Genomic DNA, 22999 nt, shown 5'->3' with positions numbered 1-22999 from the left:
GGTGGCGGTGGCGCGGCTGGCTGAGCAGTTGAAAGTTGATGCGGCGCAGCTTCGTTCGTACGGGCGGCGTGCGCAGACACGCACCGAGCATGTGCGGTTGGTGGCGCGGTATCTGGGCTGGCGCCCGGCGGGTGCGATGGAGTGTGATCACGGGCATCTGGAGGCGCTGGATTTGTCGTACAACTATCTGCGGCAGTTCACCCGGCGGTGTTGTCGGCGGTGCCGTTCGCCGGGGGTACCGCGGCAACGGACCTGCTGATCGCGGTCGCGATGTTGCGTGAGTGGAACGCGACCGGGCGGCGCAAGGTCGACATCGACGCCGAACTTGCCCAGCTGGGGCGCCCCGCCGGGCCTGTCTGACACGCCCGGCGATTGGACCCGCTGATGGGGTGACGTCGAAATTCATGGATACGACCGCGCCCGCGGATCACCTCTGAGTGACGTCAGAATTCCCCGATAAGTGGCGCCAGAATTCGTACTTGATACTGCAACGACACTCGCCGGTCAGGTGAGGAGTGGCCGCAGGCTCACGCCGGCGAGCCAGGCCCCGCAGGGGACGCAACGGTTGTTGCGGCAAGCGGACCGGGATGTCGACAGGCTCCGTGACGACGTGCGTGATTACGTGGTCGAACAGTTGGAAAGCGTTGGCCGCGTTGACGTATCAGCTGTTGCGGATTACCTGGTCATACTTTAGTGTTCGTCGCACATAAAGGATTCGCGGGGAGTTGCAGATGACCTTGGCCGTAGCGGACCAACCGTCGATGTCGCCGAGGCGAGCTCGGTTCGTCCGCCACTGGACCAGTAGGCTGGTCGCGTTCGGGGAGTTCATCGACGGCTACGACCTGCTGGTCATCGGTGCCGCGATGCTGTTCCTCCGGCCCTACTTCGGCCTCACGGCCTTCCAGGTGGGGGTGGTCACGGCGGCGGCGTTCGTGGGTGCCGCGGTGGGCCTGCTGGTGTTCGGCGACCTGTCCGACCGGTTCGGCCGCCGCGTGATCTTCATGATCAACCTGGGCTTCTTCGTGGTGGCCTCGATCGCCGCGGCGTTCGTTCAAGAGGTGTGGCAGTTGGTGGTGGCCCGGTTCGTGCTCGGTGTCGCGGTGGGTATGGACATCCCGACCTCGCACGCGTTCCTCACCGAGATCGCCCCCAAGTCCCGGCGTGGCCGCATCGCAGGCAGCCTGCCCAACATGATGTGGCTCGGTGGCGCCATTGTCTCGGTGCTGCTCGCACTCGCGCTCGCCCCGGTGTTCGGCGACGAGACCTGGCGGTGGTTGTTCGGTCTGGCTGCGCTGCCCGCGGCCGCGGTACTGCTGGCGCGGCAGTTCCTGCCGGAGTCGCCGCGCTGGCTCCGTGCCAAGGGCCGCGCTGAGGAGGCGCAGCGGGTTTATGACGTGCTGGGGCTGGAGCCGCCGAAGTGCGAGGTCGTCGAGAAGCGGAACTACCGGGCGCTGTTGGCCGGTGGGGCGTGGCGGCGGCTGGTGACGGTGACGGCGTTCTTCGCCATCCAGGCCTTCGGCGGCGCGGTGGCGACGGTCGCGGGTCCGTTGATCATCAGCAGTATCGGCATCGGAGTGTCCAACACGCTGTACTTCTCCTTGCTGAGTTTTGTGGTGGGGCTGGTCGCGGTGGTGCTCGGCACGTTGGTCATCGACCGGATCAACCGCCGCTGGCTGGGTGTGTGGACGTGCCTCGGCGTGTTCGCTGCCGGGTTGGGTATCGCGGTCACTGGCGAGCAGCCCGGCGTTGGCCTGGTGATCTTCTGGGTCGCCTACGCCACGTTGACCTGGTTCGGCCCGGGTGTGCTGTCCTGGGTGTGGAGCACCGAGGCGTTCCCCACCGCGCTGCGGGGCCTAGGTTCCGGTATCGCTCAGTGCGCGACCCGGCTCGCAATCGGGCTCAACGTGTTCCTAGCGCCCATGCTCGTGCAAAATCACGGCATCACGGTTGTCGCGTGGTACTCCTGCGCATTCCTGGTCAGCGCGTTGATCGTGCTGGCGGCGCCGTGGCTGGCCACCACCGGTGTCGAGCTCGAGGAAGCCAACCGCGTCGAGTCCGGGAAACCGGTGCAAGTGTGAACCAGCCAGCCCTCAGCGGAACCCAACCGCGCCAGGCCCGGCAGGCCAACACGGCCGCCGTGCTCCAGTTACTTGTCCAGCGCGGCCCGCTGGCGCGCGCCGACATCGCCAAGGAGCTTTCCCTCAACCACGGCAGCGTCAGCAGGATCATCGAGCCTTTGCTGTCCGTCGGCATCGTCCGTGAACTCGTCGAGCAGTCCACCGGGGTCGGCCGGCCCCGGGTGCCGGTGGAGCTGGACCCGTCCAGTCGGTACGCGGTCGGCGTGCACTTCGGCCTCGAGCGAATTACGGTCGGACTGACCGATTTGGTCGGTCATTGCCTCAGAGCACACACCGAGAACCACGATCCGGCCGACCGCATCGGCACGTTGTGGCGCGCCGCCGAACTGGCCGCCGAGATGGCCGGTTGCGCTCCCGGCCCAGTGCTTGGCATCGGTGTGGCAGTCGGCGGCGAGGTGGACCGGGCGGCTGGCCGGGTCGTGCGCAACGACGTCCTGGGGTGGGTCGATGTCCGGGTCGCCGATCGGTTGCGTGAGCGGACCGGGTTCGACGTCGTGGTGGATGGCAACGTGTGCGCCCTGCTCGGCGCCGAACTCACCTTCGGAGCAGGGCTGGGCCAGCACAGCGTGCTGTACCTGTTCGTCGGCAACGTCGCGGAGATGGGGTTCCTCGGCCGACCGAGGGCGACGGGCCCGGACGGCATCGTCCAGGGCAGCTTCGGCCGCATCCTCGTGCCCGACCTCACCGGCGGCGGTTACGCGCGCCTCGGCGAGTGCGGGACGGACGTGGCGCTGCTGGCCGCGGCTCGATCCGCTGGACTCGCGGTGACCTCGCTGACGGACCTAATTCGCCTGGCCGAAGCGGATCCGATCGCGATCGGGCTCCTCGAGGCGCGCAGCGCCCAGGTCGCCGCGGTTGCCGACACGGTGTACGACCTGATGCGGCCGCGCCTGATCATCCTCGGTGGTAGCGGCGCACCGTCGGACCGATGGCTCGAGGTGGTGCGCGACCGCGTCGAGACGACCCCACCGGAAGCGCTGGTCCGGCCGCGTTCAACTGGCAACACGCTTGTCACTGCGGCGGCTGGACTCGTCGTGCGCGCCTTCTTCACCACCGGAAGCGCCGAATGGAATGTGTGAGTTGTTGCGGGACGGGCGATTTCGTGCATGCCGCGTGAATGGGATCACGCCGGAACTCGCCGATCCTGCCTGGGAAGGGATGTGGTTGTGAGTGGTGTAGTGGTGCTCGGCGGTGCGGGTGGTATCGGCTCGGCCATAGTGCGTGCGCTCCTGGCTGAAAGACGACAGGTCGCGGTAGTGGACATCGCGCCACCGCCGCTGGAGCTGGCAGACGTGCCGTGGATCGTCGGCGACGCCACCGACCCAGCCGTGATCGGCGCCGCGTTCGACGCGCTCGGGAGCACGACCGGGCTGGTGCATTGCCTGTTGAGTGAGCATCGCGCCCCACTGGCCGAGCAGACTTCGGACGCGGTGCTCAGCGTGCTGAACATCGGTGCGGTGTCCGCGTTGGAGCCGTTGCAACAGCTGCTCGCCCGAGCTGGTGGAGAGCCGTGCGCCGCGGTGCTGGTCAGTTCGATCCACGCGGCGTTGTCCTGGGGTGGGCAAGCGCCGTACGCGATGGCCAAGGCCGCGTTGGAGGCACTCGGTCGCGCGGCCGCCGTGGAGCTGGGCCCGCGCGGGCTTCGGTGCAACGTCGTCCGGCCCGGGTTCGTCATGGTGCCCCGCAACGCGCATCGCTGGCAGGATGCGGCCACCCGTGACGCGTTGACCGAGGTGCAGCCGCTCGGCGAACTGGCTCAGCCGGACGACATCGCTCGGGTGGTGACCTTCCTGCTCAGTGATCAGGCCAGGCTCGTCTCCGGCGCGACCGTCACCGTGGACGGCGCGATGACGGCCGTACTGCGCGAGCCGACTACGTAGTTGATACCGACCAACGAATTTCGCCGTCGTGGAAGGCCATCACCACTTCTCGACAGCGACCAACCCGCCTTCGTCGACCGTCGCCGGGACGCGAGCGTCCCGCCACAGAGAGGACAGTTCCGTGTCGTCATCCACACTTCCCTTACCGAACAGTGCGACGTGTCCCTTCGGTCCCCCGCCGGAGATCAGTGCTATCCGGGAAAGCGCGTCGCTGCCGCGGGTTTCGTGCCCGACCGGAATCGAGGCCTGGCTGGTGACCCGCTACGCCGATGTCCGCGAAGTACTCGGCGATCCACGCCGGTTCAGTGTCCGGGCAGGCACGGCCGGACACATCCTGGCGAACCACCCGCCGGACGCCCCGATCAACCCGGGGGAGTTTCCGCGGATGGAGGGCGCCGATCACCTCCGGTTCCGCCACGCGCTCGCCCCCGCGATTTCGACCGCGAAGCGGATGACTGCGATCCAGCCGGTGGTACAGCGCATCGTCGACGACATGCTCGATGAGCTTGCCACCCGAGCACAGCCGGTCGACTTGCACGAGCAGTTCGCCAAACCGGTCAACTCGGCGGTGATCGCTGAACTGCTCGGCGTGCCCGCCTCGGCGCGAGAGCTGTTCCTGCGGGGTGCCGAGTCGTTCTTCAACGGTGACGCCGACGACTTGGACGCGGCGAAGATGCCGCTCTATGCCTGCCTGCAGGACTTGATCGCACGACGCCGGACCGAACCGGCCGAGGATGCGCTCGGCATCCTCGTTGGCCGCCGCGAGGACTTCACCGATCTGGAACTGCTCATCACGGCCGTCACCCTGCTGTTCGCCGGCTACGACACAACGTCGAGCATGATCAGTAACGCAACTTTGGCGCTGCTGGCAGACCCCGTACAGTTCGCCTTGCTCCGCGAGGACCCCGCAGTGGTACCCGGAGCCGTGGAGGAGTTCGTGCGCCAACTCGGCGTGGGAACCGGGTTACTGCGCATCGCCGAGACCGACACCGAGATCGCCGGCACGCCGATCACCGCCGGAGACTACATCGTGGTGTCCGTCCAGGGCGCGAACCATGACCCGGCCCAGTTCTCCGATCCCGACCGGCTCGATTTCCGCCGTGACACCCGCGAGCACTTGGGCTTCGGCTTCGGTCCGCACCGGTGCGTCGGACAGCAGCTGGCCCGGCTGGAACTGACCGTGGTCCTCAGCACCCTGGCGCGCCGCATCCCGTCCCTGCGCCTGGCGGTTCCGTTCGAGGAAGTCACGTTCAAGACCGGCACCCCCAACACCGCACCAGCGCCCTTGCCGGTCGCTTGGGACGAGATCCGGCCCGGCTAGTACCGCAACAACCCCTGTGCGAGTCGCTGCTGGTAGATCTGGACCCCGCGAAGACGACTGGGCACGACGCCAGATCGACGGCACTTGGACGACCGGGCGCGGACTCTGGCTGCTGACCCGGCGCAGCATCACCAAACCCACCGATATCGCCTACTAACTTGCGACAGCCCGGCCACCGCCCGCCTGCCCGACTCTCCCACTACCGACGTCGCGGCCACCCCTCACCTGAGTAGGCGCTGGTAGTTCTGTTGTGTGGTGTTGGCGCGTGTTGTGGCGGAATTGTGCGCGATTACGTCATCGAACATCTCGGTGACCCGGAGGCGGTGCTGGCCGCCGATGAGACCGGGTTCCTGAAAAGGGTGTGAAATCGGCTGGGGTGCAACGGCAGTACTCGGGAACGGCCGGACGGACCGAAAACTGCCAGATCGGAGTGTTTTTGGCCTACGCGTCCCGGCATGGGCACGCGTTGATCGACCGGGAACGGTATCTGCCCCAGTCGTGGACCGGTGACCGTGACCGTTGCCGGGACGCGGGCATCCCCGGCGAGGTCGAGTTCGCCACTAAACCGCGGCAGGTGATCACCATGCTGGAGCGGGTACTCGCCGCCGGGGTGCCGTTTCGGTGAGCACCACGCGGTTCGTATGCGGGTACGTCAGGCGCAGAAGACAGAGTCGGCCTACAAAACTGGCAACCCTGGGCCCGCCTTTCGCTATCGGTCCCCGATTTGCCCTTGGTGCGACGGCAGCGAAAGGCGCCGCCGGGCGCAGAACCGGACTGTTCAACGCGCCAGCGACGCCCTCGCGCTCAGTCTTGTGTGGTGTAGGCGTTGGATTCCCAGACAACGCCGTACTTGTCGCGCACGATGCCATAGACCACGCCCCAGAACTTCGCCTCCAGGGCCTCTAGCACCTCACCGCCCTCGGCGAGCTTGTCGAACGCCTGCTTCTGGGCCGTGGTGTCGGTGTACTGCAATCCGATATGGATGTTGTTGCCCACCGTGGCGCCCTCGAAGTTCAACTCCGCCACACTGAGAGCGCTGCCGTCGCTGAACTGGAGCTTGGAGTAAACAGCCTGCTGATCCGCGCCAGGAGTGTTCTCCATGCCGGGCACCTGACTCAGGAGCATGGTGCGTTCTTTGATCTCTTCCACGCCGAACACGTCGCTGTAGAACGCGATCGCCTCGATCGAATCCTTCACATACAGCATGGGGGTGAACAGTTGCAGGGTTTCCTTGACAGCCATTACTCCTCCTCTGATCGTCTGATTGCCGGTACGTAACCACGGTAAGAAGCCAATAGGTCAGCCAAAGTCCTATCGAAAGGCAACCGTGCCAATTGGAGTACGAGATCACAGTGCTACCCCTGGCCGAACCCCCTTCGGCACTGCAAACGGCGAGCAATACACGCCAAAGCAGCCAGTCTGCTGAGCCGCCGCCCTAAAGGACCCCCTGGCGATTAGCGACCGCCACGCGCCGGGCAGGCTTCGAATACCGAGCAGTGATCACTGCTCTACATGAAGTAGCCAGAGTATTGCCGCAACCAAGGTTTCACGGGAGATTCCCCAAAGATCGCGTTTTAGACGGCTGACTGATCCGAGATTGCCCCGGTCGACGTGAAGGCACGGACGTCCCGCGGGGCGGGCGTTGGTCGGATGTCCAGAGCGTTGGCTAACGGCACTTCTCAAAGCGCGCTCATCAGCCACCCGCGTGGTGCGGTGCCGCTGATGATGCGGTGGATGGTGACGACGACGCTGACCACGCTCAGGCTTTCCCGGCCTCCTCTCGAGACGTGGCGGTCTGATGGCGACTTGACCGTGCCCCGGCGGCACGGTCTGGACTGTCGAGTATCCGGCGCGCGAGTGCCGTGACCGGTTTACTGCCCTTGCAAGGAGGCTGTGCGATGCAGCACGACCCGATCGTCCTGGACCCGTTCGGGGCCGATATCCAAGGCGAATCCGCACGGATCCGCGAGCGCGGACCGGTCACGCTGGTGCATCTACCCGGTGGTGTGCCCGCCTGGTCGGTCACCGATTACGCCGTGCTCAAACAGCTGCTGGCCGACCCGCGGGTCTCCAGGGACGCCCGGCAGCACTGGCCGGCGTTCATCGACGGTGAGATCACCGAGGCATGGCCGCTACTGCCATTGGTGGCGGTCAACAACATGCTGTCCGCCTACGGTCCCGAACACCGGCGGCTGCGTAAGCTGGTGTCCCCGGCCTTCACCCATCGCCGCACCATCGCGCTGCAGCCCCGCATCGCTGAGATCGCTCGCGAACTGCTCGACGGACTGGCGGGCACCCGGCCCGGCGAATCGGTCGACCTACGTGAGCGCTACGCCTACCCGGTACCGATCCGGGTGATCACCGAATTGCTGGGCGTGCCTGGGCATTTGGTCTCGGGCATGCTGGAATGCACCGACATTCTCTTGGACCCGTCGAGCACCGGGGAGGAGGTACAGGCCAGTTCCCTCGAAATGTCCGGCCTGGTCGGCGAATTGGTAGATTTTCGGCGGAAGAATCCGGGCGAGGACATCACCAGCATGCTGATCACAACCCGCGACGAGGACGACGGTTCCCAGCTCACCGAGGAGGAACTGATCGACACGCTGACCCTGGTTTTCAACGCGGGCCACCTGACGACGGTGAACCTGCTCGATCACGCCATCACCGCACTGCTGACCCATCCCGACCAGCGCGCCGAGGTGCTCGACGGCCGGGTGCCGTGGGCGGACGTGGTGGAGGAGGCGCTGCGCTACCAGGCGCCGGTCGCCCACCACCCGCTGCATTACGCCGTGGACGACATCGACGGCGAGGGGTTCCACATCGCAAAGGGCGACGCGATTCTGGCCTCCTTCGCGGGCGCCGGCCGCGATCGGAAGGTGCACGGGCCGACAGCCGACGAGTTCGACGTGCACCGCGCCAGCCGGGATCAGCACCTCGCCTTCGGGCATGGGGTCCACCACTGTCTGGGTGCTCCGCTGGCTCGATTGGAAGCCACGATCGCGCTTCCGGCGCTGTTCGAGCGCTTCCCCAACCTGCGATTCGCCATCGACCCAACGGAATTGGCACACACCACCAGCTTCATGTCCAACGGCCACGCAACACTGCCGGTCCATCTGGACTGAGGTGCCGAGTTTGTCGATCGACGCCGTGTTCGGCTCCTATTTGATCCGCTGCAAGGACAGCCGTCCGGTGCCCTCGATCAAACAGCTGGGCGACCGGTCGTGGCTTGCCCGGATCGGCCCGATCGACCGCACCACCTACAGAACCGAGATCACCGTCCGAACCGTGCCTGGTTGACAACCAGGCACGACACTAGATTCAGCGGCGTTGCGGCTAGTGGGTCGGGCAAGTCGCGGAACAGCCGTGGCTACACCACGTACACAGCGACGCCTATGTCCACGAAGCGGCGGAGCAGATCTGCAGGTGCGTCACGGTCGGTGATGAGATCGTGGACTGCACTCGCCGGGCAGATCAACGCCGCAGCTTCGGCGACAAGTTTGGGGCTGTCGGCGACGATGACGACTCGGCGGGCCCGAGTCGTCATCAGCCTGCCGATGCTGGATTCGGCTGCACAGCGCGTTCGCGCACCGATATCGATGCCGAAAGCATCGACTCCGAGTATCGCAAGGTCGAGGTCGACTTGGCGCAGGGTGTCGCCGGTGACCGATCCGGTCAACTCCGTCGAGTCCGGTAGTGCCATCCCACCGGTCACCACAAGTTTCACTTCCCCGCAGACCGTCGACTCTCCGGCCACCGCGATGGCGTTGGTAACGATCGTGACGCGACGGCAGTCCTCGGGCATCCGCGACGCCCTACTCGCGATCGCGCGGGCAACTTCGAGGGTCGTGGTACCGCCGTTGAGACCCACTGTGGCACCGGCCGCGACCATGTCGGCGGCCACCCGAGCAATGCGCCGCTTCCTCGAACTCTGGCCACTGCCTGCGTCCTGGAGTGCGCCCGAACGGTCGGCGGTCCGGTCGACCGCCCCACCGTGCGTGCGCCACACGAGTCCGCGTTCGTGCAGGCAATTGAGGTCCCGGCGGATCGTGACACTGGAGACACCCAGCCTTTTGGCGGTGTCGTCGACATCGGCATGCCCTTGCGAGGTGATGAGCTCGAGCAGTGTGATAAGGCGCGCGTGCCGGTTCATTTGTGGGACCGCCTTTCCGAAGCCTGCGGAATCGTCAGAGTTCAGGGCACCAATGTGCCGCGCAACGAGGGTTGCAGCAGACCGGAGTGAGCCTGGACCATCTCATCGCACAGAGCCCAGATCTCATCCACCGTCAACGTCGCCGCAGTGGCTGGATCCACCATCGCCGCGTGCCGGATGTGGCGGGGTTCGTTGTCAACCGCGGCGGACACGACCAGTCCCGTCACGCTCAGGTAGGCCCGGTTCAAGGCCGCCAATTGCGGCGGAAGTGCGCCTATCGGTTGGGGGTGAACGCCTGACCCGTCGACGACGCAGGGAACTTCGACGATGCCGTCGGGCAGGTTGGTGATCAGGCCGCGGTTCGGGACATTGCCGTACACAGTTCGAGGTGTGTCGCTGACGATGCTGTGGATGATCTGGGGTGCGTATTCCATCGTGCCCTGCACCTCCAGCGGTCTTCCTTCGGCCAGCAAACGCCGGGTGAGTTCGTATACCGCCACGTTTTCGGCCACGATGCCGAGGTATTCACCGACAGGTATCCGCAGCCGCTTCACTTCACTGCCATGGTGCAGGTACCAGGGCACATATTCAGACGAGTGCTCGCTGGTCTCGGTCGGGTAGTAACCCAGCCGCCGGTACATGTCGACGCGCACGCGGCGACGCAGTTCTGGATCATTCTCGATCAATGCATCGAGGCGGTCGTACAGGTCCTCGCCGGCATGGGTGAATTCCAGCACCCAAGCCTGATGGTTCACCCCGGCCGCACGGTAAGACACCTCCTCGAACGGCACATCGACCAGCTCCGCGAGTCCCCGCATGGTCCAGTACACCGAATGGCACACCCCGAGCACCCGGGTCAGGCCGGTGACCTCGCGCAGGTACTGCACGTTCATCACCATCGGGTTGGTGTAGTTCAGCAACCACGCTTCCGGGCAAACCTGCGCGATGTCCGCGCCGAGCGCCTCGAGGAAAGGAAACGTACGCAGGCCACGGAAGATGCCGCCGATCCCGAGGGTGTCGCCGATCGTCTGCCGCAAGCCGTAGCGGGCCGGGATGTCGAAGTCGATTTCGGTGGCCGCGCCCATGCCGATCTGGACGGTATTGATGACGAAATCGGCGCCTTCCAGCGCGGTACGCCGGTTGGTATGCGCGGTGATGTTCGGAGCCGCGCCGCGGGCCTCAGCGATGAATTTCGCGGCCATCTCGGCAGTTTCCAGCCGTTCCTCGTCGATGTCGTGCAACGCGATATGCGCTTGCTGTAGCTCGGGAAATGCCAGCAGATCCGCAAGCAATCCCTGAGTGAACTCAACGCTGCCCGCGCCGACGAATGCAATCTTAGTCATGGATTCTTTCCATTCCGTGGAACGTCGCCATCGCTTCGCCCCAGGTCGGTTGGGCGGTCGTGCCGCCGATGCCGCGCGTGGACAGTGCCCCACAGATCGCAGCGATCTCGAGCGCTTGCTGCGCCGTGCTGCCCGCGAGGGTTGCGGCGACGAAGCCCGCGTCGAAGCTGTCGCCGGCGCCGACACTGTCCGCTGCAATAACAGGTATTCCTTTGATTCTCAACAGATTCCGGCCGTCGTAGGACAGCGCTCCGGCGGCACCGTTCTTCACCACCACTGTCGGGCCGTGCCCAGCAAGCGCGATGGCCGCGGCCTCGACGGTGTCCGCGCCGGCCAAATGCATGGCTTCCGCGGCATTGGGCAAAAGGAAATCGACCTCGGAGTACATTCCCGGCACCTTCCACCGCCCGGCCGGATCGTCGTTGGTGTCGAGGGACGTGGTGCGCCCAAGCGACCGGACTTCGGCGAACAGAGCCGGAAGCTGGGCAGCCAGTGCGGGCATCAGGAAGTACGACGCGGCATGGACGTGCCGGCAGCTCCTCAGCAGCGCGCGCGGCACATCGGCCGTGGTGGTCGCCGCCAGCGTCCCAGGCGCGGTGACGATCGCCCGGTCGTCGTCACGTGTGACCACCACCGTGAGCGGAGTGGCCAGCTCGGGGTCGGTGATCAGGCCCGAGGTGTCTATCCCGTGCGCCTCGAGGGCATCTCGCACAAATCGCCCGCTCTCGTCGGCCCCCACGCGGCCGGCGAAAGCGACGGTCAGTCCGAGGCGAGCGGCGCCGCAGGCCATGATCGCCCCGGAGCCGCCCAATGTGAGCACCCCCGAGGACGCAAGCTGTTCTCGCTGACCGAATTCCAGCGGTCCGGCCAGCGGTCCGATGATCACGTCGGGGTTGGCATCCCCGATGACCAGCAGGTCGATCATGGTCATCCTTTCAACCCACTACCGGCTATGGACTCGATGAATGCCTTCTGTGCACCGAGGAACGCCAGCAGCACGGGCGCCACGGTGATCACGTTGCCCGCCATCACCGCAGACCAGTGAGTCTGATGCTGTCCGTGGAAGGTCGTCATGCCCAGCTGCAGGGTGTAGGTGCTGTCGTGGTTGATGGCGATCAATGGCCAGGTCAGGTCGTTCCACGTGGTCAGGAAGGTCAGCACTGCGACGGTGCTCAGCGCCGGGCGCGAGAGTGGCAGCACGATTTGCCACAACACGCGCAACGTCGAACAGCCATCGATCCACGCTGCCTCTTCCAGCTCGCGCGGCAGCGACAGGAAGAACTGCCGCATCAAGAACACCGCGAACGGCGTGACCAGGGCCGGCACGATCAGCGCGCCGAGGGTGTCGATGAGGCCCAGCCACTTCATCACGATGAATGTCGGAATCATCGTGAGCTGGAACGGTACGACCAGCGTCGCCAGCATCATCACCAGCATCGTTCGCGACCCGATGAACCGCATCCGAGCGAACGCATATCCGCCTAGCGTTCCGAAGGCGAGATTCGAAACGACCGCGGTACCTGAGACGATCAACGAGTTGACGAACCAGGTCGGGAACTTGGCGTTCGACAACACGAACCGGTAGCCATCGAGATGAACGCCCGAGGGCCACAGCGTGGGCGGGAACTTGTTGATCTCCGCGTCGGTCATCACCGAGCTGAGCGTCAACCAGATCAGCGGCGCCGCGAAGAGCAGCGCTAACGGAGCCAGCAGCAAGTGCCACGCACTGAACGGCAGCCGGCGCCGACGAGCAGCAGCGGCACCGTTGGACGGCAGTCGAATACGACTTTGCGCGTGGGCGATCACCGCAAATTCCCTTCCGGAGAGCGGCGACGCGCCAGGAGCCGTCGCGCCAGGCCAAGCCCCAACAGGGCAACCGCGAGGACATAGGCCGCCGCGGCACCGTAGCCCGCGGTGAAGTTACGGAAAGCCTGCTGCCAGATGAAGAAGACGATCAAGGTCGTCGAGCCGAGCGGGCCTCCTTTGGTCGATACGTACACCAGGTCGAACACCTGCAGCGCGGTGATCGTCTGCCACACCAGAAGGAACATCGTCACCGGCATTACCGTGGGAAAAACAATGTGCCGCAGCAGGTTCCAGCGACCGGCGCCATCGAGACGCGCGGCCTCGAGCAATGTCTGCGGCACATCCTGCAGCGCAGCCAGATACACCACGACACAAAACCCCGACCCGCTCCACAAGGTAATCGCGATCAGGACGAACAGTGCCTGTGCAGGGTCGGTGAGGAATCCCTGCGGAGACAACCCCAAGCGGTGCAGCAACGAATTCGCCACACCGACCTGCGGGTCGAGCATGAAGGAGAACAACACGCCCTGAGCGGTCGCCGACACGACGAACGGCACGAAGAACAGCGTCCGATACAGGCTTACGAGCCGCACGCGTCGATTGAGCGCCAGCGCCAGCGCCAGCCCGAAGGCGATGCTCAGCGGCACGAACAACACCGTATAGATCAGCGTATTCCGCACAGCCTGACCGAAATTCGGATCCTGGAACAAAGCGCTGTAGTTGTCCATCCCGACCCAGCGACTGGGTGTGACCAAGTCGTTGGCTTGGAACGACAAAAGCAGCGACCAGATCACCGGAATCATGCTCAAGCCAAGAATGACCAGAACAGACGGCGAGATGAACAGCCACGCGGTGGTCGACTCGCGCCGACGTCGGCGCGCATCCTGCGACAGCGGTGTCAGGGCAATAGGAACGGGAGACACGGGACTCCTCAACGGGGAATATGCAAAGCGGCATCGGCCTCGCGGCGACAACGCCGCAACGCTTCCGCTGGACTACGTCTGCCGTACAGAACAGACACAATCGCCTGGCCCAACGCCTGAGAGACCTGTGGATAGGCCGGATGCACCGGACGGGCTCGCGAATACTCCAAGGCGCGGGTGAACACATCGAGGCCTTTGATGTCTTCGACCTGGTGCTGCCATTCGGGCAGCGCCTGCGCCGCCCGACTGAGCGGCAGGCTGCCTGCCCCGATATCCCAGCGCACGTCCTGCTGAGGATCGTTGAGCCAATTGACGAATGTCCGTGCCGCGTGGACCCGGGCCTCGCCGTTGTCGAACAGTGTCCAGGTGTCCGGACCCGAAATCGTTATCGGTTCACCGCTGAAGCTGGGCATCGGCTCAACGGTGTAGTCCACCTTCGCGTCGATGATCTCGGCCAGCTGCCACTGTCCGGTGATCACCATGCCCATCAGCCCGGACTTGAACACCTGATACATCTGTTCGGTACCCGGTTTGGCGTCGATATAGACGCTCTTATCCCGGGCGAGATCGGCAACCACCTGTAGAGCGCGCTCGCCGACGTCGGCGAACCCGACGGACTTGCCGTCGGCAGCGATCACATCTCCGCCCAAATCCCACACCATCGGCCAGAGCCGCCACGTAGTGTCCTCGTCGCCCACGCCGGGCCAGCCGGTCCCGAAGGTCCCGCGGTCGGCATCGGTCAGCTTGCGGGCGGTATCGGTGAAGTCTTTCCACGACCACCCCGTGACCGGCAGCGCGACACCGGCCTTGGCGAATACCGCATTGTTGCAGACCACCGCAAGGGAGTCGGTCAAAGCGGGAGCGGCACGCACCCGGCCATTGAGGGTCACCGCGGTCTGCACCGGCTTCCAGAGGTCGTTCCATCGGGGCAATGCGTCGGTGAGGTCTACGACGTTCGGACTGCGGGCGATACTGGCCAGGTCCGAACCGAAGATGTAAGCGATGTCCGGGAAGGATCCGGAAGCCAAGGCCGCCAGCACCTTTTGCAGCATTTCGTCGGCGACCACGCCGCCGCCGCCCAGGTCGACCCGGATGTTCGGATATGCCCGTTCGAAATCAGCGACCAGTTCTTCGACCACCACCCGGTTTCGTTCGTTCTGCCCGTGCCAGAGCTGGATCGTCACCCGACCGTCCGGCCCGACACCGCCTTTGGATCCGCCACTACACGCCGCCGAAACCATGCCCAGCGCAATCGCGGCACCGCCGCGAAGTGCAGTGCGGCGAGTCAGCGTGGTCACCGAATTCACTTGCGGCAGGTTTCGCGGATATATTCGCCGCTATTGGGCGCGGTCACCATCTTGTCGCGCCGCACAATACTCAGCCGGTCCTTGAAATCCGCACACGCATCCGCCAGACCTTTGGCGGAATATTCGATGACGACCACATGATCATTGAAAGCCGCCGCGTATTTGTCGCATTCACCGAACTGACCACATTCTTCGGCGACGGCGAAGTCGAGGCCGTTCTTTCGGGCGGCGCCGAGTAGATCGGAGGTGTTCTTCTGTGCGATCGCCAGACCCTTATCGTGTGCGTGCGCCGACAGCAGCTGAATGAACAGCTGCGCCTCGTTCGTGGAGAACAGACCTTGCGACCGTTCATAGCTGTCGTAATTGTCGGGTTCGACACCCTGGAAGCCCTTCGCGGCGCAGATGTCGATCCAGCCGTTGACCTTCGCGGCGATGCGCTTACGCTTGCCGTCCTCGCGCAGATCCAAGATCGCCTCGCCGCCCCATTCCTCATCCTCGATAACGTCACCGTTCTCGTTGCGCAGCAGGAGATCTGGATCCCACTGTCCCTGGGCGCCCTTTTGGGTTTGGAATGCGTTCACATAGCAGATGTTGTAAACGCCTGGCACCGGCTCCTTGGTGTAGTCACGCGAAATCACGCTGACGCCGGGAGGCGGGGTGTACGGCGCGCCGATTTGGTAATCGAATTCGGCATGCGGCGTCGGTAGCGCCACGGGCGGCGCAGCGGATGTCGACCCGGCCGAAGCGAGGAGGATGACCGATACGCAAGCGACAACCAAGCCAGTTGCGGCCGATACCCGAACATGATTGATGCTCATCTTGATACCCACTGACTACTGCGGGTGGCGACCCCGCCTCGGACGGAATCAGAATCCGTCCTGGCGACTGGGGCCGGGCTCAGGTTGTTCACCGATTACCGGCTGGGCGCACCTCGGGCGTCGAATACAGCTCGACGCCCTTGGAGTCAAACAAAGATTTCTGCGTGCGTCAAGAAGCTGCAGAATCGGATTCGAAGATCGATCGAAACCGATCATCCAACCACCGTGCACTATCAGAACTTCACGCCGTCCTCGTTGTCGATCAGGCCTGCTGCGCGGCGGTGACCAGCGCACTCAGCAGTCGCAGGTGGTCGGCATCGGCGCGAGCGGGGAACAGGAAGCAGCGGCGCAGGAAGGCCTAGGACAGCTCGTGGCGTGGGTCGACCAACGCCAGTTGTCCCCCGGCTCCGCTGTGACCGAACGCGCCGACGCCGACACCGGGTCGGTCTCGGGGTGACGTGTAAAGCGAGATCCACTGCCGCGCAACATCCGCCACCGTTGCGGGTGCGTTCACCCCCCGCGTGTCCAGCTCTGCTTGTCGTGGCTGCGTGCCGTGTTATTCGGGTCAGCGTTCCACAAAGCGCGCCAACGCGGCCAGGGTCTGACTCATCGTCCTCGCACAAGGCTGCTGATTATCGTGCGGAGCGCCTCCAGCCCGACGCCGGCACTGATCGGCCATGAACCTCGAACACATTCCGCGGCAAGCCCTTCCACGGACCGAGTGCCCGCGGTGTTGGCCGGGCATCACTAATCCTGGTTCTGGCCTGATCCGGGGCTACAGCATCGGACGGCGGTCCCGCCACGGCGCCGCAGTCTCACCTCCCCCGACGCGACGAGTGCGGCCTGATCGGTCGCATCCAGCCAACGGGTCTGCTCGGAAAGCTCCTGGTACTGCATATTCACTTCCTCCGAGATCGATACCTGGCAATTCTGCGAACGGTGACGCCGGACCGCGGCTGTCACCGAACACCTCGCCGCGACGGCATAGTCAAGATCAGCCCTGCAAGATCCACATCACATCCACTGATGACACGCAAACGCGCGCAACTGATTCCGAGATCACACAAGCTCGGTAGGCGCGGTGGAGTGCCGGCGTTCAGCACGGTCGCGATTGTCGCCTCGCTCGATTCCTCCTGCGCGGCAACGCTGCCCGACGGCCGCAGACGAGCAGGATTTTCGGTTGTGAGCCCTGCTGTCCTGACATCGAGACGCAGCGGTCTGATGGCGAGTTGACCGTGCCCCGGCGGCACGGTCTTGACTGTCGCGTATCCGGCGTGTGTGTGGCCGGTATACCGCTCATGTAAGGAGAAACTGCCGTGGTTCGCATCGATATGCTTCCGAGCACAGCGGCTTCCGAGGACCAGCTGGTTGCCGAGCCGACCGCGCTGATCAATCAGGTGTACGAGGTCGCCGAGGCGGGAATATGGGTGGACGGCGCCGCCCGCACCACGCACGCGGAGGTGGCAAATCTCGTCGCGGCGGGTGAGATCGCGGTGGCCCGCGATCCGGATGGGGAGCTCGTGGGCTCGGTGCGGATTCAGCGGCTGGGCGACGGGCTCGGCGAGTTCGGCATGCTGGTCGCCGCACCCGGTCGGCGTGGTACCGGTATCGGGCGCGAGCTGGTCCGGTTCGCGGAACGGCGCAGCGCCGAAAACGGTGCTCACACCATGCAATTGGAACTTCTCGTCCCGAGAGATTGGACCCATCCGGCGAAGAAGTTCCTTGACGAGTGGTACACCCGCATCGGCTATCGCGTCGTCCGCCGCGGTGCTCTCGAAGACAGCTATCCGCACCTGGCCCCGCTGTTGGCCACACCTTGCGACTTCATGATCTACCACAAACCGCTGCCTGAAACATGGGGCTCGCACACCCAATGAGCCGCACCGATAGTTCGACGCGCCGACTACATTGTGCCCGCGGCAGGCGCGCTGTCGGAGTTGGTCGGACGACGCGATGGATCGCGGCGTGAGTTACAGACTGGCGCTATCGGCCGAATTGCAGCCCTCGAGACCGGAACGTTGACCATGCCGCCGCGGCACGGTCGAGACTGCCGTCCGAGTACTGGTCACATGCATAGGAGATGGGACGTGTCAACGGTAGGCGATCACAAAGGCGATATGAGCAGGGTGCCGACTTCGACGCCATCGTCGTCGGAGCCGGTTTCGCCGGGCTCTATGCCCTACATCGCCTGAGGGACACACTCGGTCTCACTGTCAAAGTCTTCGATAATGCCGGCGACGTCGGTGGTACCTGGTATTGGAATCGGTACCCCGGTGCCCGCTGTGATATCGAAAGTTGGCACTACTCCTACTCGTTCTCGGCGGAACTGGAGCAGGAGTGGACCTGGAGCGAGCGGTTCGCGGGGCAACCGGAGATCCTGCGGTATCTGCGGCACGTGGCCGACCGGTTCGATCTACGCCGAAACATCCAGTTCGACACCGTAGTCACCGCGGCGACCTACGACGAGGCAACCGATCAGTGGGTTGTCGAAACCGCTGACGGCGAGCGGATGCGGGCGCGCTACCTCATCTCGGCCGTGGGCAACCTGTCAGTGTCCAAGGAACCGGATTTCGAAGGCGTGGAACGGTTTTCCGGACAGATATACTCCACCGCCCGGTGGCCCCACGAGAAGATCGACTTCACCGGACTTCGAGTCGGTGTGATCGGGACCGGATCCAGTGGCATTCAAGTCATTCCGGAGATCGCCGAACAAGCCGCACACCTCACGGTCTTCCAGCGGACACCGAATTACGCCACACCGCTGCGCAATACTCCGCTGACCCCGGACCGAGTCGACCGCATCAAAGCTTCCTATCGGGAACTCAGGGCGCCTACGTGGGACACATTCGGCGGCCTCCCGCGCGATCGCACACACGGCCGCGCGATCGCACACACGGCCGCGCGCTCGCGGCCACCGCCGACCGCGCGCTCGCGGCCACCGCCGAACAGCGGCAGCGCGTCTACGAAGCGTGTTGGAACGAAGGAGGATTCGCCCTCGCCATCGGCTGCTTCTCCGATCTCGTGCTCGACCGCGAAGCGAACGAGACCGCCGCCGAGTTCATCCGGGCCAAGATTCGCGAGCGGGTCGTCGACCCAAGGACCGCCGAACTCCTCAGCCCTCGCAAATATCCCTATGGCACCAAACGCCCGCCCTTGGAGACGAATTACTACGAGACGTTCAACCTCGATCATGTCGACCTCGTCGACGTCGCCGCGGCGCCCATCACCGAAATCACCGCGCGGGGCATCCGGCTCGATAACACCGAATATCCGCTGGACGCACTCATTTTCGCCCTCGGCTTCGATGCCATGACCGGTCCCCTGCTCCGGATGGGGATCACCGGCCGAGCCGGACTCACCCTCAACGATGCGTGGTCGGCGGGCCCACGGACCCACCTCGGTCTCATGACCCACAGCTTCCCCAATCTGTTCATGATCACCGGGCCGCAGTGCCCGGCCGCGCTCTCGATCACGCCGATCTCGATCGAGAACCATGTCAACTGGATCAGCGACTGCATCGCCTATATGCGGGCCCACGATGTCGTGTCGATCGAGCCGACACGTGATGCGCAGGACCGATGGGTCACCCACACCAACGAACTGGCCGACCGCACCCTCCTACCGAGCGCCGACTCCTGGTATACCGGCGCCAATATCCCTGGTAAACCCCGCGTTTACATGGTCTATATCGGCACCGGTTCGGTCTACCAGACAATCTTGCGAGATGCCGCCGACAAGGGATACGCCGATTTCCATCTCCACCGCATGGCCCGGCTGTCTGAGTAATCCGTCCACGCCTACCTGCTCCTGGCGCCGCCGCCGACAACACCAAGCCCGACTGAGCCACTACCGGCGCAGAGGACGACCACTCACCTAAATGCCGTTGCAGTATTGGTGGCGGTTCTGCGGCCAAGTCGCCACGCGTGCCGTGTGCGAGATCTTCTGCCGCGCAGGGCATCCGGTAGTGCCGAATTCCGGACATGCGTCGATCGACCCCGGTTGGCTGAGCGGGTATTCCGAATTGGTGTGGTGCTGCATGCCAGTGGGGTGCAAGAGCGCTGCAAGGACCCGGTGTAAGGGTCGATGGCATTCCGCCTGCCTGTGCAATGAATTTCCACACGGCCCAATCGGCCGTGCATCGAATGGAGACTCGGCATGCCCGAATCAGTTCTACCTGCCGCCCCCGCGCATCGACGGATCGCCGAGGTCGACATTCTGCGCAGCTTCGCGTTGTTCGGCATCCTCATCGCCAATGTCATCTTCGCGACGACATTGTGGTCATACACGGGCTCGAGCGACTTACCGCGGGTGCGATGGGACGGTCCAGTCGACCAAGCTGTGAGGGGGCTGATCGGGGCGCTCTTCGCGGGCCGGTTCTATCTATTGTTCGCGTTCCTGTTCGGGTACTCATTCACCTTGCAGATCGCGGCGGCGAAGCGGGCTGGAGTATCGGCGAATGCTCGTCTGATCCGTCGCTGTGCGGCGCTGATGGTAATCGGTCTTGCGCACGCGTTTCTCTTGTGGACCGGTGACATCCTCACGCTCTACGCAGCCCTGTGTTTGATTCTGATCGCATTGAAGAATCTGCAGCCCCGCACGGCGCTCGTCACCGGTGCGGTTTTGTATGTGCTGTGGTCCGTGTTGGTGACAATCCCGAGCGACCAGGGCGCCGGAATCGCCGCGATAGCGAGTCTCTTCGATGTCGAGCGGATGCACGAGGGTTACACGGGCTCGTTCGGGGACACCTTCGCCAACCAGGTGTGGCTGGCGCCGAAGTTCATAGCACTGATCTGGTTCAAGAGCGTGCCAACTCTCGGGATGTTCCTGGTCGGGTTGGCTGCCGGCAAGCGGGAACTGTTCGACGATCGGGACCTCCTGCGGCGTTGGGCGCCTAGGGTATTGGTCGGCGGCATGGCGATCGGTTTGCCTGTCTCGGCAGTAACCTTCGCAGGCGCGATGGCGTGGCTCACGCTGCCGTCCTTCTGGGCCGGTGTGCAGGACCTCGTCAATCCGCTGATGACCTTTGCCTATATCGCGGGCGCTCTCTGCCTCACCCAGTCCTCCCGCGCTGCCGCACTGATGGGCCGTTTGGCGCCTGCCGGCCGGATGGCGGCTACGAACTACATCTTCCAATCGTTGGTGCTCATGGTGATCTACACCGGTTACGGTTTCGCGTTGGTCGACAAGGTGCCGCCTGCGGCGGTGATCGGGATCGGGCTGCTCACCTATGCCGTCCAGTTGGTGTTGAGCGCGTGGTGGTTGCACTACCACAGGTACGGTCCCGTGGAATGGTTGCTGCGCGCCGCCACCTATCTGTCCATCCCAGGGTGGCGACGCACTCCGAAAACACTTCCGGCGCATAATGAACGGACTGCCCAAAATCCTGACGACACGAGCGGTCGGTGATCAGGTTGCGATAGGGCCGGTGACTTGCGAGATCAGGAGTCGTCCGTCTTCGGATGGTTGGTCGTGATACCACCCCGCCGCGGCGGGCGGTGGTGTCGGGTCAGGGCGAACGCGATTAGCAAGCGGCGGATCTCCGGTAGTGTCAGCGCGATCATGCCGTCATCGAGTGCGCTGGTTCCCCTTTTGTAGCAATGGTTTTCGAGGTTGCGAGCCAGGCCGGGGCGAGCATGGACAAGGTGACGTGCGCGTACCAGGCCCGCCAGGAGCGGACCTGGTAGTGGTCGAGTCCGGCTTCGTTTTTGGCCTGCTGGAAGCATTCTTCGATGTGCCAGCGGGTTTCGAGCATGGCGATCGCGTTGCGGTATTGGTTGGCGATCAGTTCGCCTGTGGAAATGCAGGATTCGACCGTTGGATGGGGTTCACAGGCCGCTCTCCGGTGTGCCTGCGAAGGCTTCGGTGCCGACCACGTCGTGCCGGGGCAGGCGGTCGGCTCGTCGCGACCGGGATGCTTGACCATGCCGCTACGTCACAGCCGACACTGTCGGTCGATTCGACGGAGACCGTGCTGAGTGCGGCAGCACAAGGCAACCGGTCCCGCCGCAGCTCGACCAGGCACTGGCTGCCGTCGCAAAATTCCTCTCCCGGTAACGGTCCCCAGGAGCACATCATGACCACCTCCCCAGCGTCACCCACTGCCGCCGGATCCGGCACGAACGCCACTGCCGCCTTCCGCGCCAGCGTCACCCGGAGCGGTCCTGCCCCCGCCGACCGACAGCGTGTCAGCACCGTCGTGCAAGCCCTCGTCGACGCCGTCCGGGGTGTGATCCGCGACCACGAGATCACTTACCCGGAGTTCCGGACCGCCGAGCAATGGCTGATGGACCTCGGCGAGGCCGGAGAATGGCCGCTGTTCCTCGATGTGTTCGTCGAGCACGAGGTCGAGAAGATTGCCGAACGCACACAGCACGGCACCAAGGGCACCATCCAGGGTCCCTACTACCTGCCCGGCCAGAAACGCCTGCCCGCGACGGCTACCCTCCCGCAGCGTGACGACGAGAAGGGCGACACCCTCGTCCTCACCGGCCAGGTCCGCGCCCTCGACGGAACCCCGCTCGGCGGCGCCGAAGTGGACATCTGGCAGGCCGACGCCGACGGTTACTATTCCGGCTTCGCCCCGCACATTCCCGACGGAAACCTCCGTGGCGTGATCACCACCGACGAGCAGGGCCGGTTCGAGATCACCACCGTCCGGCCCGCGCCGTACCGGATCCCCACGGACGGCCCCACCGGCGCACTCCTCACCGCCGCGGGCTGGCATCCCTGGCGCCCGGCCCATCTGCACCTGATGGTCTGCGCTACCGGATACCGGCAGATCACCACCCAGCTGTACTTCCAGGGTGGCGACTGGCTCGACTCCGATGTCGCGAGCGCCACCAAGGACGAGCTCATCCTCGCCCCTGTTCGTCTCGGCGACGGCCTGTTGCGCGCCAGATACGACTTCGACCTCGAACCCGTCTGACCCGTCACTGCGGGCCGAAGGCATTGCATATCAGTCCCCTTCGACTTCGCGAGCTGGGTCAGGTTCTGCCATTGGCCAGAGGTAGAGGTCACGGGTAAGCAGCTCGACGAGTGCGCTGCCGTCGGATCCGGTGCTCAGCGCGTGCTGCCTTGAATCAGCTGACCTCACATCACGTATCGCCCACCGGGCATCGGCCACGCTCACCGCCTCGGGTGACAGTCAAAACCATGCCGCCTCGACACGGTCAAATCGCGTCAGCAGCTGACAGCCACCCGGGATCCAAGATCAGAGCGGCCCCAAATGCGTGATGGCTCAGTCTGATTCGGATTTGACAGTGCCGTGACGGCACGGTCTGGACTTGTCGAGTGTCAGGGGCGCAGATGTCGTG

18 protein-coding genes and 4 pseudogenes are annotated in these 22999 nt (G+C 64.6%); 13 read left to right on the top strand and 9 right to left on the bottom strand.

Annotated elements, in window-relative coordinates; all coding sequences use genetic code 11:
• Position 1: 1 nt before the first annotated feature.
• The 6 genes and pseudogenes from KV110_RS41930 to KV110_RS16400 form a co-directional block, all read left to right on the top strand.
• Positions 2-142 (top strand): annotated as a pseudogene (locus tag KV110_RS41930) (DUF4158 domain-containing protein); the annotation flags it as partial.
• 589 nt (positions 143-731) lie between these two features.
• A complete protein-coding gene (locus tag KV110_RS16420) occupies positions 732-2078 on the top strand; it encodes an MFS transporter (protein ID WP_218477058.1) in 1347 nt (448 codons plus the stop codon).
• A complete protein-coding gene (locus KV110_RS16415) occupies positions 2075-3217 on the top strand; it encodes an ROK family transcriptional regulator (RefSeq protein WP_218477057.1) in 1143 nt (380 codons plus the stop codon). Before KV110_RS16420 ends, KV110_RS16415 begins: the two co-directional genes overlap by 4 nt.
• Before the next feature lie 87 nt (positions 3218-3304).
• Complete coding sequence (locus tag KV110_RS16410; protein WP_218477056.1) at positions 3305-4018, top strand: SDR family NAD(P)-dependent oxidoreductase; 714 nt, start codon at positions 3305-3307, stop codon at positions 4016-4018.
• A gap of 121 nt (positions 4019-4139) precedes the next feature.
• Positions 4140-5339 carry a cytochrome P450 gene (locus tag KV110_RS16405; protein WP_218477055.1) on the top strand — a complete coding sequence of 400 codons (1200 nt, stop codon included), beginning with the start codon at positions 4140-4142 and terminating at the stop codon, positions 5337-5339.
• Positions 5340-5620: 281 nt separating this feature from the next.
• Positions 5621-5958: pseudogene (locus KV110_RS16400) on the top strand (IS701 family transposase); the annotation flags it as partial.
• 185 nt (positions 5959-6143) lie between these two features.
• Here KV110_RS16400 and KV110_RS16395 read toward each other — a convergent pair.
• Positions 6144-6581: a VOC family protein gene (locus KV110_RS16395; protein WP_218477053.1), complete on the bottom strand. Its 438-nt coding sequence runs from the start codon at positions 6579-6581 to the stop codon at positions 6144-6146.
• A 656-nt stretch (positions 6582-7237) separates the two neighbouring features.
• On the opposite strand from KV110_RS16395, the gene KV110_RS16390 reads away from it, so the two are divergent.
• Together KV110_RS16390 and KV110_RS16385 are read left to right on the top strand one after the other, a co-directional pair.
• Positions 7238-8461: a cytochrome P450 family protein gene (locus KV110_RS16390; protein ID WP_218477052.1), complete on the top strand. Its 1224-nt coding sequence runs from the start codon at positions 7238-7240 to the stop codon at positions 8459-8461.
• A 10-nt stretch (positions 8462-8471) separates the two neighbouring features.
• On the top strand, positions 8472-8636 hold the full coding sequence (locus KV110_RS16385) for a hypothetical protein (protein ID WP_218477050.1): 165 nt from the start codon (positions 8472-8474) through the stop codon (positions 8634-8636).
• A gap of 70 nt (positions 8637-8706) precedes the next feature.
• On the opposite strand, the gene KV110_RS16380 is transcribed toward KV110_RS16385, so the two are convergent.
• Genes KV110_RS16380 through KV110_RS16350 form a run of 7 tightly spaced genes read right to left on the bottom strand, consistent with a single transcriptional unit; the run spans position 8707 to position 15686 of the window.
• Positions 8707-9489 carry a DeoR/GlpR family DNA-binding transcription regulator gene (locus KV110_RS16380; RefSeq protein ID WP_218477048.1) on the bottom strand — a complete coding sequence of 261 codons (783 nt, stop codon included), beginning with the start codon at positions 9487-9489 and terminating at the stop codon, positions 8707-8709.
• A gap of 41 nt (positions 9490-9530) precedes the next feature.
• Complete coding sequence (melA, locus tag KV110_RS16375) at positions 9531-10832, bottom strand: alpha-glucosidase/alpha-galactosidase (protein ID WP_218477046.1); 1302 nt, start codon at positions 10830-10832, stop codon at positions 9531-9533.
• Positions 10825-11763, bottom strand: coding sequence for a carbohydrate kinase family protein (locus KV110_RS16370; protein ID WP_218477044.1), 939 nt, complete (start codon positions 11761-11763; stop codon positions 10825-10827). Before KV110_RS16370 ends, melA begins: the two co-directional genes overlap by 8 nt.
• The gene (locus KV110_RS16365) at positions 11760-12638 is read right to left on the bottom strand and encodes a carbohydrate ABC transporter permease (RefSeq protein ID WP_218477042.1); all 879 of its coding nucleotides are present in this window, start codon (positions 12636-12638) and stop codon (positions 11760-11762) included. Before KV110_RS16365 ends, KV110_RS16370 begins: the two co-directional genes overlap by 4 nt.
• Complete coding sequence (locus tag KV110_RS16360) at positions 12635-13561, bottom strand: carbohydrate ABC transporter permease (RefSeq protein ID WP_218477040.1); 927 nt, start codon at positions 13559-13561, stop codon at positions 12635-12637. The genes KV110_RS16365 and KV110_RS16360 overlap by 4 nt, the downstream gene beginning before the upstream one ends.
• A gap of 8 nt (positions 13562-13569) precedes the next feature.
• Positions 13570-14859: an extracellular solute-binding protein gene (locus KV110_RS16355; protein WP_246634581.1), complete on the bottom strand. Its 1290-nt coding sequence runs from the start codon at positions 14857-14859 to the stop codon at positions 13570-13572.
• Positions 14860-14864: 5 nt separating this feature from the next.
• Entirely contained in the window at positions 14865-15686 is an 822-nt protein-coding gene (locus KV110_RS16350) for an endo alpha-1,4 polygalactosaminidase (RefSeq protein ID WP_218477039.1), read from the bottom strand.
• Between the two features lie 1316 nt (positions 15687-17002).
• On the opposite strand from KV110_RS16350, the gene KV110_RS16345 reads away from it, so the two are divergent.
• From KV110_RS16345 to KV110_RS16335, 4 genes and pseudogenes are all read left to right on the top strand, one after another.
• A complete protein-coding gene (locus KV110_RS16345; RefSeq protein ID WP_246634580.1) occupies positions 17003-17563 on the top strand; it encodes a GNAT family N-acetyltransferase in 561 nt (186 codons plus the stop codon).
• A 203-nt stretch (positions 17564-17766) separates the two neighbouring features.
• Positions 17767-18474, top strand: a pseudogene (locus KV110_RS41480) (flavin-containing monooxygenase); the annotation flags it as partial.
• A 47-nt stretch (positions 18475-18521) separates the two neighbouring features.
• A complete protein-coding gene (locus tag KV110_RS41475; RefSeq protein WP_246634872.1) occupies positions 18522-19472 on the top strand; it encodes an NAD(P)/FAD-dependent oxidoreductase in 951 nt (316 codons plus the stop codon).
• A gap of 630 nt (positions 19473-20102) precedes the next feature.
• The gene (locus KV110_RS16335) at positions 20103-21092 is read left to right on the top strand and encodes a DUF418 domain-containing protein (RefSeq protein ID WP_246634579.1); all 990 of its coding nucleotides are present in this window, start codon (positions 20103-20105) and stop codon (positions 21090-21092) included.
• 151 nt (positions 21093-21243) lie between these two features.
• Here the strand turns inward: KV110_RS16335 and KV110_RS16330 are convergent.
• Positions 21244-21429 (bottom strand): annotated as a pseudogene (locus tag KV110_RS16330) (IS701 family transposase); the annotation flags it as partial.
• A 330-nt stretch (positions 21430-21759) separates the two neighbouring features.
• On the opposite strand from KV110_RS16330, the gene KV110_RS16325 reads away from it, so the two are divergent.
• Complete coding sequence (locus KV110_RS16325; RefSeq protein ID WP_218477037.1) at positions 21760-22611, top strand: dioxygenase family protein; 852 nt, start codon at positions 21760-21762, stop codon at positions 22609-22611.
• Positions 22612-22999: the final 388 nt, after the last annotated feature.

This window comes from Nocardia iowensis (assembly GCF_019222765.1).
GTDB classification, from domain to species: domain Bacteria; phylum Actinomycetota; class Actinomycetes; order Mycobacteriales; family Mycobacteriaceae; genus Nocardia; species Nocardia iowensis.
Note: the sequence above shows the minus strand (reverse complement) of the source record. Positions and strands in the feature narration are given on the sequence as shown.